Annotated in this window: 17 protein-coding genes and 1 other RNA gene; 10 read left to right on the top strand and 8 right to left on the bottom strand. The window is 59.4% G+C overall.

Annotation, left to right across the window (positions count from 1 at the left end; translation table 11 throughout):
- Position 1: 1 nt before the first annotated feature.
- The 4 genes from KW403_RS01675 to KW403_RS01660 form a co-directional block, all read right to left on the bottom strand.
- Complete coding sequence (locus KW403_RS01675; protein WP_223021055.1) at positions 2-232, bottom strand: ribbon-helix-helix domain-containing protein; 231 nt, start codon at positions 230-232, stop codon at positions 2-4.
- On the bottom strand, positions 229-426 hold the full coding sequence (locus KW403_RS01670) for a DUF4169 family protein (RefSeq protein WP_223021054.1): 198 nt from the start codon (positions 424-426) through the stop codon (positions 229-231). Before KW403_RS01670 ends, KW403_RS01675 begins: the two co-directional genes overlap by 4 nt.
- Before the next feature lie 2 nt (positions 427-428).
- Positions 429-995, bottom strand: coding sequence for an SspB family protein (locus tag KW403_RS01665; RefSeq protein WP_223021053.1), 567 nt, complete (start codon positions 993-995; stop codon positions 429-431).
- Positions 996-1,081: 86 nt separating this feature from the next.
- On the bottom strand, positions 1,082-1,774 hold the full coding sequence (locus KW403_RS01660; RefSeq protein WP_223021052.1) for a TetR/AcrR family transcriptional regulator: 693 nt from the start codon (positions 1,772-1,774) through the stop codon (positions 1,082-1,084).
- A 162-nt stretch (positions 1,775-1,936) separates the two neighbouring features.
- Here KW403_RS01660 and KW403_RS01655 point away from each other — a divergent pair, with 162 nt between their 5' ends.
- Positions 1,937-3,142, top strand: coding sequence for a multidrug effflux MFS transporter (locus tag KW403_RS01655; RefSeq protein WP_223021051.1), 1,206 nt, complete (start codon positions 1,937-1,939; stop codon positions 3,140-3,142).
- A 120-nt stretch (positions 3,143-3,262) separates the two neighbouring features.
- On the opposite strand, the gene ssrA is transcribed toward KW403_RS01655, so the two are convergent.
- Positions 3,263-3,630: a transfer-messenger RNA gene (gene ssrA, locus KW403_RS01650) on the bottom strand.
- 152 nt (positions 3,631-3,782) lie between these two features.
- Here ssrA and KW403_RS01645 point away from each other — a divergent pair.
- The 7 genes from KW403_RS01645 to KW403_RS01615 all read left to right on the top strand — a co-directional run bounded on the left by KW403_RS01645 (position 3,783) and on the right by KW403_RS01615 (position 9,629).
- Positions 3,783-4,094 carry a DUF2853 family protein gene (locus KW403_RS01645; protein WP_223021050.1) on the top strand — a complete coding sequence of 104 codons (312 nt, stop codon included), beginning with the start codon at positions 3,783-3,785 and terminating at the stop codon, positions 4,092-4,094.
- A gap of 157 nt (positions 4,095-4,251) precedes the next feature.
- Positions 4,252-5,046 (top strand): thymidylate synthase, encoded by a 795-nt coding sequence (locus KW403_RS01640; RefSeq protein ID WP_223021049.1) that lies wholly within the window; start codon positions 4,252-4,254, stop codon positions 5,044-5,046.
- Between the two features lie 15 nt (positions 5,047-5,061).
- On the top strand, positions 5,062-5,556 hold the full coding sequence (locus tag KW403_RS01635) for a dihydrofolate reductase (RefSeq protein ID WP_223021048.1): 495 nt from the start codon (positions 5,062-5,064) through the stop codon (positions 5,554-5,556).
- Positions 5,557-5,704: 148 nt separating this feature from the next.
- The gene (gene hflK, locus KW403_RS01630; protein ID WP_223021047.1) at positions 5,705-6,811 is read left to right on the top strand and encodes an FtsH protease activity modulator HflK; all 1,107 of its coding nucleotides are present in this window, start codon (positions 5,705-5,707) and stop codon (positions 6,809-6,811) included.
- Positions 6,811-7,740: a protease modulator HflC gene (gene hflC, locus KW403_RS01625; protein ID WP_223021046.1), complete on the top strand. Its 930-nt coding sequence runs from the start codon at positions 6,811-6,813 to the stop codon at positions 7,738-7,740. Before hflK ends, hflC begins: the two co-directional genes overlap by 1 nt.
- A gap of 12 nt (positions 7,741-7,752) precedes the next feature.
- Positions 7,753-7,938: a DUF2065 domain-containing protein gene (locus KW403_RS01620; RefSeq protein ID WP_223021045.1), complete on the top strand. Its 186-nt coding sequence runs from the start codon at positions 7,753-7,755 to the stop codon at positions 7,936-7,938.
- 191 nt (positions 7,939-8,129) lie between these two features.
- Complete coding sequence (locus tag KW403_RS01615) at positions 8,130-9,629, top strand: DegQ family serine endoprotease (protein WP_223021044.1); 1,500 nt, start codon at positions 8,130-8,132, stop codon at positions 9,627-9,629.
- A 59-nt stretch (positions 9,630-9,688) separates the two neighbouring features.
- On the opposite strand, the gene KW403_RS01610 is transcribed toward KW403_RS01615, so the two are convergent.
- Together KW403_RS01610 and serB are read right to left on the bottom strand one after the other, a co-directional pair.
- Positions 9,689-10,252, bottom strand: coding sequence for a GNAT family N-acetyltransferase (locus KW403_RS01610; protein ID WP_223021043.1), 564 nt, complete (start codon positions 10,250-10,252; stop codon positions 9,689-9,691).
- On the bottom strand, positions 10,249-11,136 hold the full coding sequence (gene serB / locus KW403_RS01605; RefSeq protein ID WP_223021042.1) for a phosphoserine phosphatase SerB: 888 nt from the start codon (positions 11,134-11,136) through the stop codon (positions 10,249-10,251). Before serB ends, KW403_RS01610 begins: the two co-directional genes overlap by 4 nt.
- Positions 11,137-11,166: 30 nt before the next feature.
- Between serB and miaA the strand changes: the two genes are divergently transcribed.
- Together miaA and KW403_RS01595 are read left to right on the top strand one after the other, a co-directional pair.
- Entirely contained in the window at positions 11,167-12,102 is a 936-nt protein-coding gene (gene miaA, locus KW403_RS01600; RefSeq protein WP_223022394.1) for a tRNA (adenosine(37)-N6)-dimethylallyltransferase MiaA, read from the top strand.
- A gap of 88 nt (positions 12,103-12,190) precedes the next feature.
- Positions 12,191-12,973 (top strand): GGDEF domain-containing protein, encoded by a 783-nt coding sequence (locus KW403_RS01595; protein ID WP_223021041.1) that lies wholly within the window; start codon positions 12,191-12,193, stop codon positions 12,971-12,973.
- A gap of 121 nt (positions 12,974-13,094) precedes the next feature.
- Here the strand turns inward: KW403_RS01595 and KW403_RS01590 are convergent, their stop codons facing one another.
- Positions 13,095-14,990 (bottom strand): ATP-binding protein, encoded by a 1,896-nt coding sequence (locus KW403_RS01590; RefSeq protein ID WP_223021040.1) that lies wholly within the window; start codon positions 14,988-14,990, stop codon positions 13,095-13,097.
- Between the last annotated feature and the right edge of the window lie 26 nt (positions 14,991-15,016).

Below are 15,016 nucleotides of genomic sequence, written 5' to 3'. Positions count from 1 at the left end.
GTCAGGCGTCGTAGGGCGTCCGGGTTTTCAGATCCTGAAGGACGTAGAGCCGCAATTCGGAGGAGAGATTGTTGTCTTCTCTACGACCGGCATCCACCTCGGCAATCAACGCCGCCAACGAGATGTTTCTGCGTTGTGCGATGCTTTCCAGTTCGACGAGAAAGGGCTCTTCCAGAGAAACGCTAGTCCTATGGCCACGTATGCTGACCGAACGCTTGGCTATTCGGCTCATTTGGGGCTGTCGTCCCGATTCTCTTCGCGTTTGTGCCCTTCGAGCAGGGAGACGGAGCGTGCCTTTGCGCTTTCTTCCCGAGTGCGTTCGGCTTTGGTGCGTCCATGAAGGATGCGATTTTCCGTGGCGCGCTGCTCTTTCTCGTCGCGGGCCCGGCGCTTGCGCCGTTGCCTGAGATTGACCAGTTCGCCCATCGTCACTTCTTTCGGAAAGCGTCGAGAGAGACGACCTCGGCCCCTTTGCCTTCTGATGCGGGAGCTTCTTCCTGTTCAGAAGCGTTCTCAGCCTCCGCTTTTTCTTTCCTGGCTTTTTTGGCAGGCTTCTTCTTGGTCGCTGGCTTTTGCGGTTCTTCCGCAGCTTCCTCGGGGTAGACCTCCGTGATGTCCGCCGAATGCTCGCCTTGCTCCGGCTTGACATCAAACTCGAGCTCGAAGTTGACCGAGGGATCGTAGAAGCCGCGGACAGCAGAGAAGGGTACGCTCAGCATTTCGGGAACGTCGGCAAAGGACAGGCCGACCTCAAAGCCGGTCTCGCTGACTTTCAGATCCCAGTACTGATACTGCAATACGATTGTCATCTGCTCGGGATAACGCTCACGGAGCCGAGATGAAACGCGGACGCCTGGAGCGTGGGTCAGGAAGGTGATGAAGAAGTGGTGCTCACCAGGCAGCCCGGTGCGCGCAACTTCTGTCAAAACCTTGCGCATGACGCCACGCAGAGCGTCTTGAGCGAGAATATCGTATCTTATGCGGTCTTCGGCCATCAACAGGAACCGGTTTGTGAATCTTCGACCTACCTCTAATCAAGGACTGTGCTCAGGTAAACCGGCAAAAGCCGGGTTCCGCAGCGTCAAGCGCGCAAAGCGTTGCCGCCTGGCGGTATTTCCTGGTCGTCCGACCGCTTACTGCCATAGGCCCGCAGGAAGGTTCTGACTGCGCATGCGGCCGTTTTTTGCAGGCGTTTGTTCTCCAGCTTCTCTCCGAAAAGCATTGGAATCTGCAGTTCGGTGTTCACGAGCGCAAGGAATTGACGCGCCGCAATGTCGGGATCGTCGAGATCGAGGTGTCCCGCATAGGCGAGACGGGCGAAGCGGGCAGCAAGCGCAGACCAGACTTTGCCGGGACCGTCGATGCGCCAGCTTGCAAAGAGTTGAGGGTGCCTCTCGCCTTCACCTTGAATAAGCTTGCGCAGATACTTCCCATCCTCGTCGCACAGGCAATTCTGTGTCAGACGGATTGCAAAGGCGACGAGGTCCTTTTCAAGGTTGTCGGGCTGATCGGGAAAGGTTGCCAGCACTTCAAAACTGCGAGCGTTGCAGCGCCGGGTGACCTCGGTCACGACGGCTGCGAACAGCTTATCCTTGTCGCCATAATGATTGTAGACGGTCTGGCGCGACACACCTGCCTCTGCAGAGATCATGTCGATATTGGCGCCGGCATAGCCTTCCCGGCAGAAAACGCGCGCGCCCGCTTCAAGAATGGACAGGCGCTTGGCCGCGTGTCCGCGCGTCGGGAAGCTGTCAGTAGCTGTCATTACGTTCATGAAAAAAGTATAGGCGTGATTGACTTTTTAGACAAGGTTGTCAAAAATTATAAGCAGCTCATCTCAAGAAATCGGCGGATTTTACGCCACCGGCCCTAGCCGGAATCTCTGTCTGCCAAGCGATGTCTTCAGGGCATCCGCCATATTTGAAAGTGCCTATCCATGACTGCAAGGTTTTTACGCATCGCCCTGGTGCTGGGGCTTTTGACGGCCGTTGGGCCGTTTGCCATTGACATGTATCTGCCTGCTTTGCCGTCCATCGGCGCAGACCTTAAAGCGGAAACCGTACCGGTGCAGATGTCTCTTCTGGTGTTCTTTTTATCCATGGGGTTGGCCCAGATCATTGTTGGGCCGATTTCCGACATGGTGGGCCGCAAAGTGCCGCTCTATGCCGGATTGGTGGTTTTCATCATCGGCAGTATCGGTTCGGCGCTGGCCGGCAGTATCGAGATGCTGATCGCGTTCCGGTTTCTGCAAGGGCTGGGAGCTTCGGCCGGAATGGTCGTGCCGCGCGCAGTGGTGCGCGATCTTCATACCGGTACGGAAGCCGCACGGTTGATGTCGCTCCTGATGCTGGTCTTCTCCATCTCGCCCATCCTGGCACCGCTCACGGGCAGTTTGATCATAGCCACACTCGGCTGGCGAGCTGTGTTCTGGTCCGTGACCATCGCTGCAGTGCTTGGCCTTGTTCTTCTCGCTACCGCGCTGAAGGAAACAAGGCCTGTTGAGCAGAGGAAAGGCAGTTCGTTGCGAACGGCGCTTGCCGGCTACCGTTTTCTCCTTGGGGATCGGAAGTTCATGGGGCTGACCTTCATCGGAGGGTTCGGTATCTCCAGCTTCTTCGTTTATCTGTCGAATTCGTCCTTTGTGCTGATCGACCATTACGGCCTGTCGCCGACGCTCTACAGCGTGTTCTTTTCCATCAACGCGGTGGCATTTTTCACCATGTCGCAGCTCACGGGACGGTTGACGGAGCGATATGGTTTGCGGCGTGTCGTGCGAGTGGCTGTCATCTCCTACGCGACGACCATCGTGGCCATGCTGGCTGTCATGGCATCCGGCCTGCAGTCGCTGTGGGTGCTGGCCTCATTCCTTTTCGTGGGCTACGGCTTCCTTGGGCTCGTCATCCCAACCACCTCGGTTCTTGCGATGGATGATCACGGCACAATTGCCGGAACGGCCTCGGCGCTGATGGGAACGTTGCATTTTGCCATCGGGGCTGCGGCCATGGCTGTCTCGGGCCTGTTTTTCGACGGCACGCCATTGCCGATGGCGACGAGCATCGCCGTTTGCGCTGTGCTTGCGCTGGCATTGACCCAACTGACACTGGGGCGTGACGAACAGCCTGCGCGGGCTGCCGCGGAATGAAATCGGTGAACCTGACAGGTCTGTTGACAAGGGGCGCGTTGGCGCCCCCTTTTTTTCTGGAGGCAAGAAAAAGCGCCCGGCGGAACGGCGGGAAAGCGGACAACTGAAAAAAGGGGGATGAGTGGAGGCTTCTGTTGCCAGGTGCCTCCGAACCCCGCCTGAAGGTGCGAACCCTCAGGAGTTTAAGTGAAGCTGTCGCACTGCATTAAGCAGCGAGACGTGCCTCCGCATAGTTGTCGTTTGCAACTACTGGTTTGACCCGATAACGGTGGTATCATGCCGAGCGAAAGTCCGATCTTTACACCCTCGTCGATCCTGTTTCGCCCCCATCAGAAGCCGTCAGCGGACGCATGGTCTTCGACGGTTTGTGGTGGAGGCGCCGGGCACTGCCCCCGGGTCCGAATGGTTTATTACACCGGCAGTTTATCGCCATAGTCGGTCGAGCCGACGGTGCGAATATAGTGAGGCCTCCACAGTAAGAAAAGGGGGTTTCTGGCGAAAAGTCTTTTCGGCATTGACTTGACGTCATGCTTTGCGGAATGTCTGCAATGGTGTGGGAAGAACTTTGGCAAACGTTGAGGTTGCGTTGTTGGCCGGATCGTGTCGAAGGGGGCCCACGATTTGAAACGAGGGAAAAATCATGGCCGATTATCTCGCGGATGTCCGCAAATATGATGCAACCGCTGACGAAGACGTCGTCAAGAAGATCGTGAAGCATCTTGGTATCGCGTTGCGCAACCGGGACTCCTCTCTGGTTTCGTGCAGCGATTCCAGTGAACTGGATCGCGTGCGCGAGAGCTGGTGCATGAAGAAGCTTGGCGAAACCGATGGTGCCAAGTGCGATTCCATCATCGAAAAGGTCTGCGAGACGATGTCCGGCGACAATTCGAAAAGCCGCGTGACGTTCTACTATCTGGTGGCGAAGCATCTGGGCAAACTGTCCAGCCTCTGAGCTGCTACGCGACCTGACCTTCAAGCGCCTCCTCCCTGCCGGTGGGGGCGTTTTCATTTGGGCGTGTGGACGAGACCGATATTTGCAGTGCCGGCCCTTCTCGTGCCGGTCAGCTGCTTTATGATGCGGCGGAAACGCCAGCCCGAATCGGACCGCCATGCGCCAATATCTCGATCTTCTTTCCCATGTTCTCGAAAACGGTGTCGACCGCGACGATCGCACGGGGACGGGTACGCGCGGCGTTTTCGGCTATCAGATGCGCTTCAATCTGGAGGAGGGCTTTCCTGTTCTCACCACGAAGAAGCTGCATCTGCGCTCGATCATTCACGAATTGCTTTGGTTCCTGAGGGGCGATACGAACATTGCCTATCTGAAGGAGAACGGCGTTTCGATCTGGGACGAGTGGGCGGACGAGAATGGCGATCTCGGGCCCGTCTATGGTGCACAATGGCGCTCCTGGCCGGCACCGGACGGTGGGCAGATCGATCAGATCGCGAATCTTCTCAAAGGATTGCGTGACAATCCTCATTCGCGGCGTCATGTGGTTTCGGCGTGGAATCCGGCCGAGGTCGATTCCATGGCACTGCCGCCATGCCATTGCCTGTTCCAGTTTCATGTGGCGGAGGGGCGGCTCTCCTGCCAGCTCTACCAGCGCTCTGCCGACATCTTTCTCGGCGTGCCTTTCAACATCGCTTCCTATGCGCTTCTGACCATGATGGTGGCGCAGGTGTCGGGGCTTCGGGCAGGCGATTTCGTGCACACGCTGGGCGATGCACATCTTTATTCCAACCATTTCGACCAGGCCCGCGAGCAGCTGACTCGCACGCCAAAGCCGCTGCCGACCATGTGGATCAATCCGAACGTGACCGATCTCTTCGCGTTTCAATTCGAGGACTTCCGGCTTGACGGCTATGTGGCCGATCCGACGATCCGCGCGCCGATTGCTGTTTGAAAGGGAGGAATGCTGATGAGCGTCGAACTCGTCGTTGCAATGGCGGAGAATGGCGTGATCGGGCGCGACGGCGATCTGCCCTGGCGGCTTTCAACGGATCTCAATCGCTTCAAGGCCATCACCATGGGCAAGCCTGTGATCATGGGGCGCAAGACTTGGGAAAGCATCGGCAAGCCACTGCCTGGCCGGCGCAACATAGTGGTCACGCGGCAGGCGGATTATGTAGCCGAAGGGGCTGAATGCGTGTCGTCGCTCGACGTGGCGCTTGCGCTCGCGGCGGCCGGCGAACCCGGTTCGGATGTGTGTGTGATCGGCGGCGGGCAGATTTATCGGGAAGCGATGGACAAGGCCGATCGCCTGCATGTCACGCATGTCGATGCGCAGATCGAGGGGGACACCCTGTTCCCTGAAATTGCCCCCGAAATCTGGGAGGCGGTGTCTCGCGAGGACGTGCCTGCCGGCGAAAAGGACGTTTACGCCACCTCCTATGTGGTCTACCAACGACGCTGAAGAGGCAGGGCAGGGCTCTCTTTTCGCTGAACTGAGCGGGGAACGCGGCGGGCTGCCGCGTTGAAAGAGCTTTTGCCGCTACCTATAACTGACCGGATGGGAGAGCTGTCCTCGACGGACGGAACCCGGATCGAGAAAAGGAACAAGAATGCCCTGGAACAATCAAAGTGGCGGAGGCGGCCCTTGGGGCGGCGGCAATAACGGAGGCCCCTGGGATCAGGGACCGCGTGGGCCGAGTGGACCGCAGGGATCTCCGCCCGATCTGGAAGAGATCATCAAACGCGGCCAGGACAGGCTGAAAAACGCGCTGCCCGGCGGTGGCGGTATCAGCCCGGCCATGATCGGTCTGGTGCTTCTGGCGCTGGCGGGTCTGTGGCTGTTCAAATCCGTTTACACGGTGCAGCCGGACGAGCTGGCGGTGGAATTGCGTTTTGGTAAACCGAAGCCAGAGCTTTCCGAGCCGGGTCTGCATTTCCATTGGTGGCCGATCGAGACTGTGGAGAAGGCTTCCGTTGCCGAGCGGCTGGTGGATATCGGCCAGACCAGGGGCGGGGCTTCCAGCGGGCTGATGCTTTCTGGCGACCAGAACATCGTCGATGTGAAGTTCTCCGTTGCCTATCAGGTTGCCGATCCTGCTGCCTATCTCTTCAACGTCGCCAACCCCGACGAGACGCTGCGCCAGGTTGCCGAAAGCGCCATGCGTGAGGTTGTCGGCCGGCGCCCGGCACAGGACATCTTCCGAGATGATCGTCAGGGCATTGCCGAGGATGTTCGGGTGACCATCCAGACCGCGCTCGACGAATACGGGACGGGGCTGACGGTCAACGCACTGTCGATCGAGGATGCCGCACCGCCACGCGAAGTGGCCGATGCGTTCGACGAGGTGCAGCGCGCCGAACAGGACGAGGACCGTTTCGTGGAGGAATCCAACCAATACTCCAACCAGAAGCTCGGTCAGGCGCGTGGTGAAGCCGCGCAGATCCGCGAAGAGGCGGCCGCTTACAAGAACCGTGTCGTTCAGGAGGCGGAAGGTGAGGCTCAGCGCTTTATCTCCGTCTATGATGAATACGCCAAGGCTCCAGCCGTGACGCGCAAGCGTCTGTTCCTGGAGACGATGGAAGGGGTGCTGCAGGGCTCGAACAAGGTGATTGTCGAGCAGAATGGCGGACAGGGCGTTGTGCCTTATCTGCCATTGCCCGAACTTCGCCAGCAATCGCAGCAGCAGCCGCGTGGAACCGCGGGAGGGAGCAACTAATGTCCAACCGTCTTCCCATACTCGTCATCATTGGCGCGGTTCTGCTCTTCCTGCTCTATTCGGCGATTTTCGTCGTCAATGAGCGGCAGCAGGCCATTGTTCTTCGTTTCGGTGAAATCGTCGACGTGAAGACCGAACCCGGCCTCTATTTCAAGCTGCCCTTCGCTTTTGTCGAGGCGGACAATGTCCAGATCATCGAGGACCGCATCATGCGTTTCGATCTTGACGATATCCGCGTGCAGGTCTCGGGCGGCAAGTTCTACGAGGTGGATGCGTTCATCGCCTATTCGATCAACGATCCGCGCAGGTTCCGTCAGACGGTTTCGGGCAGTGTAGCACTGGCTGAACAGCGGCTGCGGACCCGTCTTGATGCGGCCCTGCGCCGGGTCTACGGTCTGCGTGGCTTCGAGGCGGCTCTTTCGGAAGAGCGTGCATCCATGATGCGTGAAGTGGCCGAGGAACTGCGGCCTGCCGCGGCATCGCTGGGGCTGGAGATCGAGGACGTGCGCATTCGGCGGACCGACCTGACGGCCGAGGTCTCGCAACAGACCTATGACCGCATGAAGGCGGAGCGTCTGGCGGAGGCTGAACGTCTGCGTGCCCGTGGTCGTGAGGCCGCAGCCCGCATTCGTGCCCGTGCCGATCGTGAAGTGGTCGAGATTCTGGCTGCCGCGCAGCGCGAATCGGAGATCCTTCGTGGTGAGGGTGAAGCCGAGCGGAACGCGATCTTCGCTGAAGCATTCTCACGCGATGAGGACTTTTTCGAGTTCTATCGCTCGATGAATGCCTATCAGCAGGCGTTGAACCCCGACGGCACCACCATGCTTCTGTCGCCTGATTCGGAGTTCTTTCGCTTCTTCAATGACTCCAGTGGCGGTGGGGCCCGCGTGTCAGCGCCGACCGCTCAAGGCGCGACCACCGGACAGTGACCGGCGGCTGACATGAGCGATTTCATTGCCGCCCTGGGCCTGGTTCTCGTCATCGAGGGTCTGGTCTATGGCGGCATGCCGAGGCTGGCCAGAAAACTGGCCGAGCAGGTTCTCGAAATGCCGGACAGCGCGCTTCGCACGGCGGGCATTTCGGCCATGGTACTCGGGGTGGCCTTGGTTTGGCTCGTTCGAGGATGAAACAGTTTGCGGCCCGCATGGAATTCCCGTGTGGGCCGCAAACGTGCCGTAATCAGGCCCAATCATACAGATGTGAAATGCCTGTTAATGGAATCCAGGCAGTGTTGAGCTCAAAGTTCCGCTAGGGTGCCGGTTTACCGTTCCAGCTACGGGCCGTTCCACCAAGCAAGCCATCTGGAGAAACGCTCTCAATGTTCCCGACAAAGATTTTACGCGCCACGCGGGTGGCACCGGTCGCCGCGCTGATCGCGCTGGGTGGTCTCAGCTCCACTCCGTTGATCCTGGCACAGGAGGCCAGGGCGGAAGGCCCGGCTTCCGTGGCAGACCTGGCTGAGGGGCTGGCCGGCGCGGTGGTCAACATTTCCACCTCACGTTCCACGGATGGTGGCGGGTCGGGTCGTGTTCCATTGCCAAAGCTGCCGGAAGGCTCTCCGCTGCAGGAGTTTTTCGACGATTTCTTCCAGGACGAGCCCGAACATGAGCAGGGACCGCGTCAAGCGCAGTCTCTGGGTTCTGGCTTCGTGATCGATGCGGAAGAAGGCATCGTCGTCACGAACAACCACGTCATCTCCGGCGCAGACGAAATCGTCGTCAATTTCACCGACGGCGGTAAACTCGACGCCGAACTGCTGGGCGTTGACACCAAGACCGATCTGGCTGTGCTGAAGATCGACCCGAGCAAGCGCAAATTGCAGGATGTTCCGTTCGGAGATTCCGACAAAATGCGGATTGGCGATTGGGTGATGGCGATCGGCAATCCGTTCGGACTGGGCGGAACGGTGACTGTCGGGATCGTCTCGGCGCGCAACCGTGAAATTGGCTCCGGTCCCTATGACGATTTCATCCAGACGGATGCGGCCATCAATCGTGGCAATTCCGGCGGCCCGCTTTTCAACATGGACGGGGAAGTGATCGGCATCAACACGGCGATCATTTCGCCCACGGGCGGCTCCATCGGCATCGGCTTCTCCATCCCCTCGGCTCTGGCCATCAAGGTGGTGGACCAGTTGCGCGAATTCGGCGAGACACGGCGCGGTTGGCTGGGTGTGCGCATCCAGGAAGTCACGGACGAAATCGCCGAAAGCCTGGGCATGGACAAAGCCATGGGCGCGATGGTGAGCGGTGTCATAGAAGGCGGCCCGGTGGATGACGGCTCCATTCAGCCCGGTGACGTTATCGTGGAGTTCGACGGGAAGACTGTCGACAATGTGCGCGAACTGCCGCGCATCGTTGCCGAGAGCCCGGTTGGCAAGGCCGTGGACGTCGTCGTGGTCCGCAAGGGCGAGGAGGAAACCGTGCGGGTGACACTCGGACGGCTCGAAGACGGCGAGAAACTGGCTTCTGCCGAGACGCCGGAGGATAAGTCTGCCGGCGGCAGCGAGGCGGTGTCGTCGGCGGCTGTTCTTGGAATGCACATGGCCGCGCTGGATGATCAACTGCGAGAGCAGTTTGAAGTTTCCGCCGATGTAAGCGGTGTGGTGATCACCAAGGTTGATGAGGGGTCGCCAGCATCCACGAAGGGTGTGGCCGCGGGCGACGTCATCGTGGAGATCGCGCAGGCTACGGTCTCGACACCCAAGGAAGCGCTGGACCGGCTCGAAGAGCTGAAAGGGCAGGGGCGCCGTAACGCACTGCTGATGCTGGCCTCAAAGAATGGTGAGCTGCGTTTCGTCACTTTGCGGATGGACTGAGCGTCGGTTGCTTACGTCAAATCAAACGCGGCCCGGTGGGAGTGACCACCGGGCCATTTTTATTGGCGCGCCGCCCGCCAGTCCGACCGCGTCAGCCGATAGAGCGCATGGGGTTTCAGATGCGGGTGGCTCTCTGGAACACCAGGATGATCGAAGGAGCCGGCTTCATCCTGGTGCATGCCGATACGGCGCATAACCGCGATGGAGCGATGATTGTCTGTCACTGCGAAAGAGACGATTTCCTCAAGGTCGAGCGTGTCGAAACCAAAATCGAGCCATGCGCGGGCGGCTTCGGTTACATAACCATTGCCCCAGAATTCCGGTGCCAGCCGCCAGCCGATTTCAACGGACCCAGCCGGCAGGTTGGCGAGGCCGGATGTCTCGTGCAGCCCCACAAACCCGATCGGCCGGCCAGTGCTTTTCAGGGCTGCCGCCGCGAACCCGAAGCCATTCTTCGCGATGCCGTCACGAATCCGGTCCATGACCGCATCCGCCTCTTCGCGGTTCCTGCGGAAAGGGAAGAACTCCATGATCGTGTCATCGGAATTGATGCGATGGAAAAACGGTCGATCTTCCTCGCTCCAATTGCGCAGGACCAGACGGTCGGTCTCCAGGAGGATCATTGGACGAATTCCTTCTCCCGAAAACCTTGCAGGAACAGGAGTGCTGTGAGGTCTGCGTGGTCGATGCGCACACCGGCCTGCGCGGCAACGGCGGGCTTGGCATGAAGTGCCACGCCGAGGCCTGCCCGCTCGATCATGTCGAGATCGTTGGCCCCATCGCCGACCGCCAGCACGTCCTGCCGAGAAATGCCATGCTGTGCGGCGAGGCGATCAAGTGCTTCCGCCTTGGCAGCACGGCCCAGAATGGGCCTTGCCACCTCACCACTGAGCTTGCCCTCGTGCGTGAGGAGCCGATTTGCCTGTTGGGTGTCAAAACCGAGTTTTTTGCCCACGGGTCCGGTGAACTGCTCGAAGCCGCCCGACACCAGGGCGGTGAAAGCACCGGACGCCTTCATCGTGGCAACCAGTGTCCGGCCGCCGGAAGCGAGCGTGATGCGTTTTTCAATAACGCTGTCGATGACATCGAGGGACAAGCCCTTGAGCAAAGCGACGCGTTCTTCCAGTGCGGGCTCAAATGCGATCTCGCCATTCATTGCGCGACGGGTTATCTCCGCAACAGCTTCCTTGAGCCCGAGTTCGGCTGCAAGCTCGTCGATGCATTCCTGATCGATCATGGTTGAATCCATGTCGGCGATCAGCAATTTTTTGCGACGGCCCATAGCATTCTGCACTGCTATGTCCACGGGTCTATCGATGAGGGCTTCGCGCAGGATGGCATCCGCTGCTTTCGGCTCAATGCCTGGCTTCAGGACGATATCACAAGCGAGGTTTTCCCCCAGCCAGTCGATGGCGCTTGCATCGAGCGCCTTCATGGCCATAGTCGCAACGTCCGGCGTCAATGCGCGTTTTTTCGGATGTGAGATGAGGGTGGCTACGAGGGACATGGGCGCTTTCCGGGAGCTTGAATGGCAGGCATGCTGAACGATGCGATCCTGATAGCCGGGCCAACGGCCAGCGGCAAGTCTGCGCTGGCGCTGCGCCTGGCCCTGGAGGTTGGGGGAGCGATCATCAATGCCGACTCCATGCAGGTCTATGACATGCTACGGGTTCTCTCGGCCCGGCCGGGGGCAGATGACCTGGGGAGGGTGCCGCATCATCTCTATGGTCATGTCTCGCCTTCCGTCGCCTATTCGACAGGGGCCTGGCTGGACGATGTTTCCAGGCTGCTCGATACGGATGTTCTGAAGGATCGCCGCCCGATCTTTGTGGGCGGCACTGGGCTTTATTTTCGTGCACTTCTCGATGGAATCGCACCGACGCCGCCGGTGCCGGAGCCCGTGCGCATTCGCTGGCGGAAGCGTCTTGCCGATGAAGGACCCGAAGCGCTTCACAGTCTCCTTTCGGAGCGTGATGCCGTGGCGGCAGCCGCGATCGGTTCCACAGACGGGCAGCGTATCACACGCGCCCTGGAGGTTCACGATGCAACGGGCAAGGCGCTGAGCGCCTGGCAAAACGAAACAACCGAACCATTGCTCTCGCGGGAGGACTGCACCTGTATCGTTCTTGAACCGGAGCGCTCTTTTGTGGTTGATCGCATAGAGCGTCGGTTCGACAGTATGGTAGCGGACGGCGCCCTCGAGGAAGTCGCAGCTCTCCTTGCGCTTGATCTTGCCGCATCCCTTCCTGCGATGAAGGCCATCGGTGTCCCCGAACTGGCAGCCTATCTGCGGAGTGAGTGCACTCTGGAGCAGGCCGTCACACGAGCAAAAACCGCTACGCGCCGTTATTCCAAGAGGCAGGCGACCTGGTTTCGGCATCAGCTTGACGATCGGTGGTTGAGGCTGCCCATGGGCAGGCACACAAATTCAGCCGAGGATCTTATCGCCCTCATCAAAAACAATCTCAAATAGCCGTGATCGCGACTTCTATTTGGGGAGATTAACCTTGCGTAAGTAAGGCTGTGCGAGAACGGCTGAAAGGGTGTCGTTCGGGGCCAGCATGCGTTTCCACAAAGCGGAGTCGGCGTTTTTTGTATTCATTTCGCTCGTTCTGGGAGCGGGTGGAATGCTTGCCTACGCCTACTGGCTTTTACGCTCCGGTATCGGCACGTTTCCTGTTCCCCAGCAGCTTGGAAGCTTCATACAACTCCTGTTCGTTTCAGGGGTGCTGATTGCCACAGCCACCGTTTTTGGCCTGTTCTTCATCTATCCGCTGATCCGCACCCAGGTGCAAGAGGAAGGGAAGTTGCGGGCGATGACGGAAACGCTCAGTGCGCGATCGGAATCCCTCCAGCACGCCGCGCTGACAGATAGTCTCACAGGCATGCAGAACCGGCGCTTTTTCGACGATGCACTGCGGGAATATCTTCAGGAGTTCCGCCGTATTGAAAAACCCGTCGGGCTGATGGTGCTCGATCTCGACCACTTCAAGCAGGTGAACGACACGCACGGTCATGATGTGGGAGATGAAGTGCTGCGCGCAGTGGCGCGTTGCCTGAAAGACCTGACACGTTATCACGATGTGGTGGCGCGTATGGGGGGGGAGGAATTCGCCATCGTTGCGCCGAACATGAACAATGAATCTCTGGTGAAACTGGCGGAGCGCATTCGACGTGCGGTCGGGGCGCTTGTTATCGAAACCTCGAACGTGAACATTCGGGTGACGATAAGTGTAGGCTTATCGATCTGGAACGGTCGGGAATCGGCCGAAGAATTCTATCGACGCGCCGACAAGATGCTCTATGAGGCGAAACGCCTAGGACGCAATCGGGTTTGCGCCTGAGCTGCGGCGCTTCTCTTTCTCATCACGAAGAACATGCTTTGCAAAACCGTCAAACGCTCGCTCCGCTGCGCGTTTCGCGGAAACGACGGTGTCTGTGTCCTGAGTGCGGACAGTTGACCGATCAACGGGTCCCGAATTTTCCTCGGGGCAGGGGCGCCGCGCCTGTATAGCGCGCGAGCGACGATGCATCCGAGGAACGCAACGGGGGGAGGGCTGACGACGGTCTTGTGCCGGTTTCGACCGGGTATGAGGCCTGACCGGCGAAATAACCCTGATCGCCTGCCTGCAGACCGGCAGGGACAGGCGCCCCGATATTCGGAGATGCCTCCACCTGCCCGCGGGGAGCGCGCCCGGTGTCTCGCAAGCGGTTGACGATGGATGCGAGGTCCACTTCGCGATCAATCTCTTCGGGATTGGAGGCCTTGTGCCTGTCGTTGTCACGAACGCCGGGCAAGGCATGTGGCGGAAGAGATTCGAACTTCATACGCATGGTCGTCGCCACACCTTCGCCAAAGGCAATCGCCTCCCGACGGCCCATGGCAGACAGGAAGGAGAGCATGGAGGCGGACGAATCCGCAATCGCGGAACGGATAATCGCCTGGTCCTGATCATTGGCGAGCCGCATGGCGAAGACAGTGGAGCACTGCGAGAGAACCGTTGGGTCGAGCTCGCCCGGACGTTGGGTCACCACGCCGAGATAACAACCGTATTTGCGACCTTCCTTCGCGATGCGCGCCAACGCATGGCGCGTGGGTGCGAAGCCAAGGCGCGGATCGGCCGGCATGTAGCGATGCGCCTCTTCGCAGACGACAAGAAGATTGAGCTTCCCTTCGCTCCACAGTGCCAGGTCAAAGGCGAGACGCGCCATGACCGAGCAGACAGAGTTGACCACTTCCGATGGCATGCCCGCCATTTCGAAGCAGGTCACGGTCTTGCCGTGGCTCGGGACACGAAAAAGCCTGCCGATGGTCTCGTGGATCGTGTCTTCGATAACCCGGGCAGCGAACATGAAGCGGTAGCGCGGGTCGTTGATAGCTGCTTCGATGCGCGTTTTCAGGCTGCGGTAAAGGGGGCGTTCCACCTTGTTTTCGAGCTGACCGATCCGTTCATCGATCTCCTTGAGCACATCGGCCATACGGTAAGGCACGGGAGTGTCGGCCGTCAGGCCGCCCGCATCGTTGTTGCGCCGCAGCGCAGCCGCCGTGCCGGGATTTCGATAGAGATGCTTGGCGAGGGGAATGAGGTCGCGCAGGAGCTCCACCTCTTCGGAAACGGGTTCGCGCCCCCTGAAGAGAACTTCCACGAGCTCTTCCAGGCGAAACAGCCAAAAGGGGAGGTCGAGCGTGTTTGTATCGACCCGAACCGCATGTTCGGGCAGCGCGGAGGCGAACTCGTTGTGCGGGTCGAGGATCAGCACCCGCAGGTCGGGACGGGAAGCGATGGTTTTGCGAAGAAGAAGAGAAACAGCGGACGACTTGCCCACGCCCGTGGTGCCGACGACCGCGAAGTGGCGATTGAGCGTATCGTCGACAGCGATACACGCGTCGATGGCTTCGTCCTGCGACAATTTTCCGATGACCGCTTGCTGGCGTCCCGCAAGGTCATACACTGCCTTCAAGTCGCGTGAACGAATACGATGGGCTGGCGCACCGATATGAGGATACTCGGTGATGCCTCGGTCGAAGACGGGTTCTGTACCACGATCCCGGACCTCGCCAACGAGTTCGACGGAGATGGCTATGGGATTGGCTTCGCCGTCGCGCCAACGATGTTGCGGCCGTTCGACGGCATAGACGAGACCGACAGTACGCGTCGTTCCCATATTGATGGAAATCATCTTGCCGACAGTCCAGTAATTCGACTGATCTGCATCGTCTGTTTCGGTATCGGCAGCAATGGTTGCACGGGCACCATCGCAGTGAACCACATGACCGAGCAGGCGCCGGCGCGGCTGATCGGCTGCGCGCCGCTCCTGCGATGTGGCCTCGCCCTGTGTCGTTCCGCCTTCCAAATACATGGTGCACCCCAGTTTCCCTAATCCAC

Origin of the sequence: Nitratireductor kimnyeongensis (assembly GCF_019891395.1) — a bacterium.
GTDB lineage: Bacteria > Pseudomonadota > Alphaproteobacteria > Rhizobiales > Rhizobiaceae > Nitratireductor > Nitratireductor kimnyeongensis.
The sequence above is the reverse complement of the archived record's forward strand: the minus strand, read 5'-3'. Positions and strand labels throughout refer to the sequence as shown.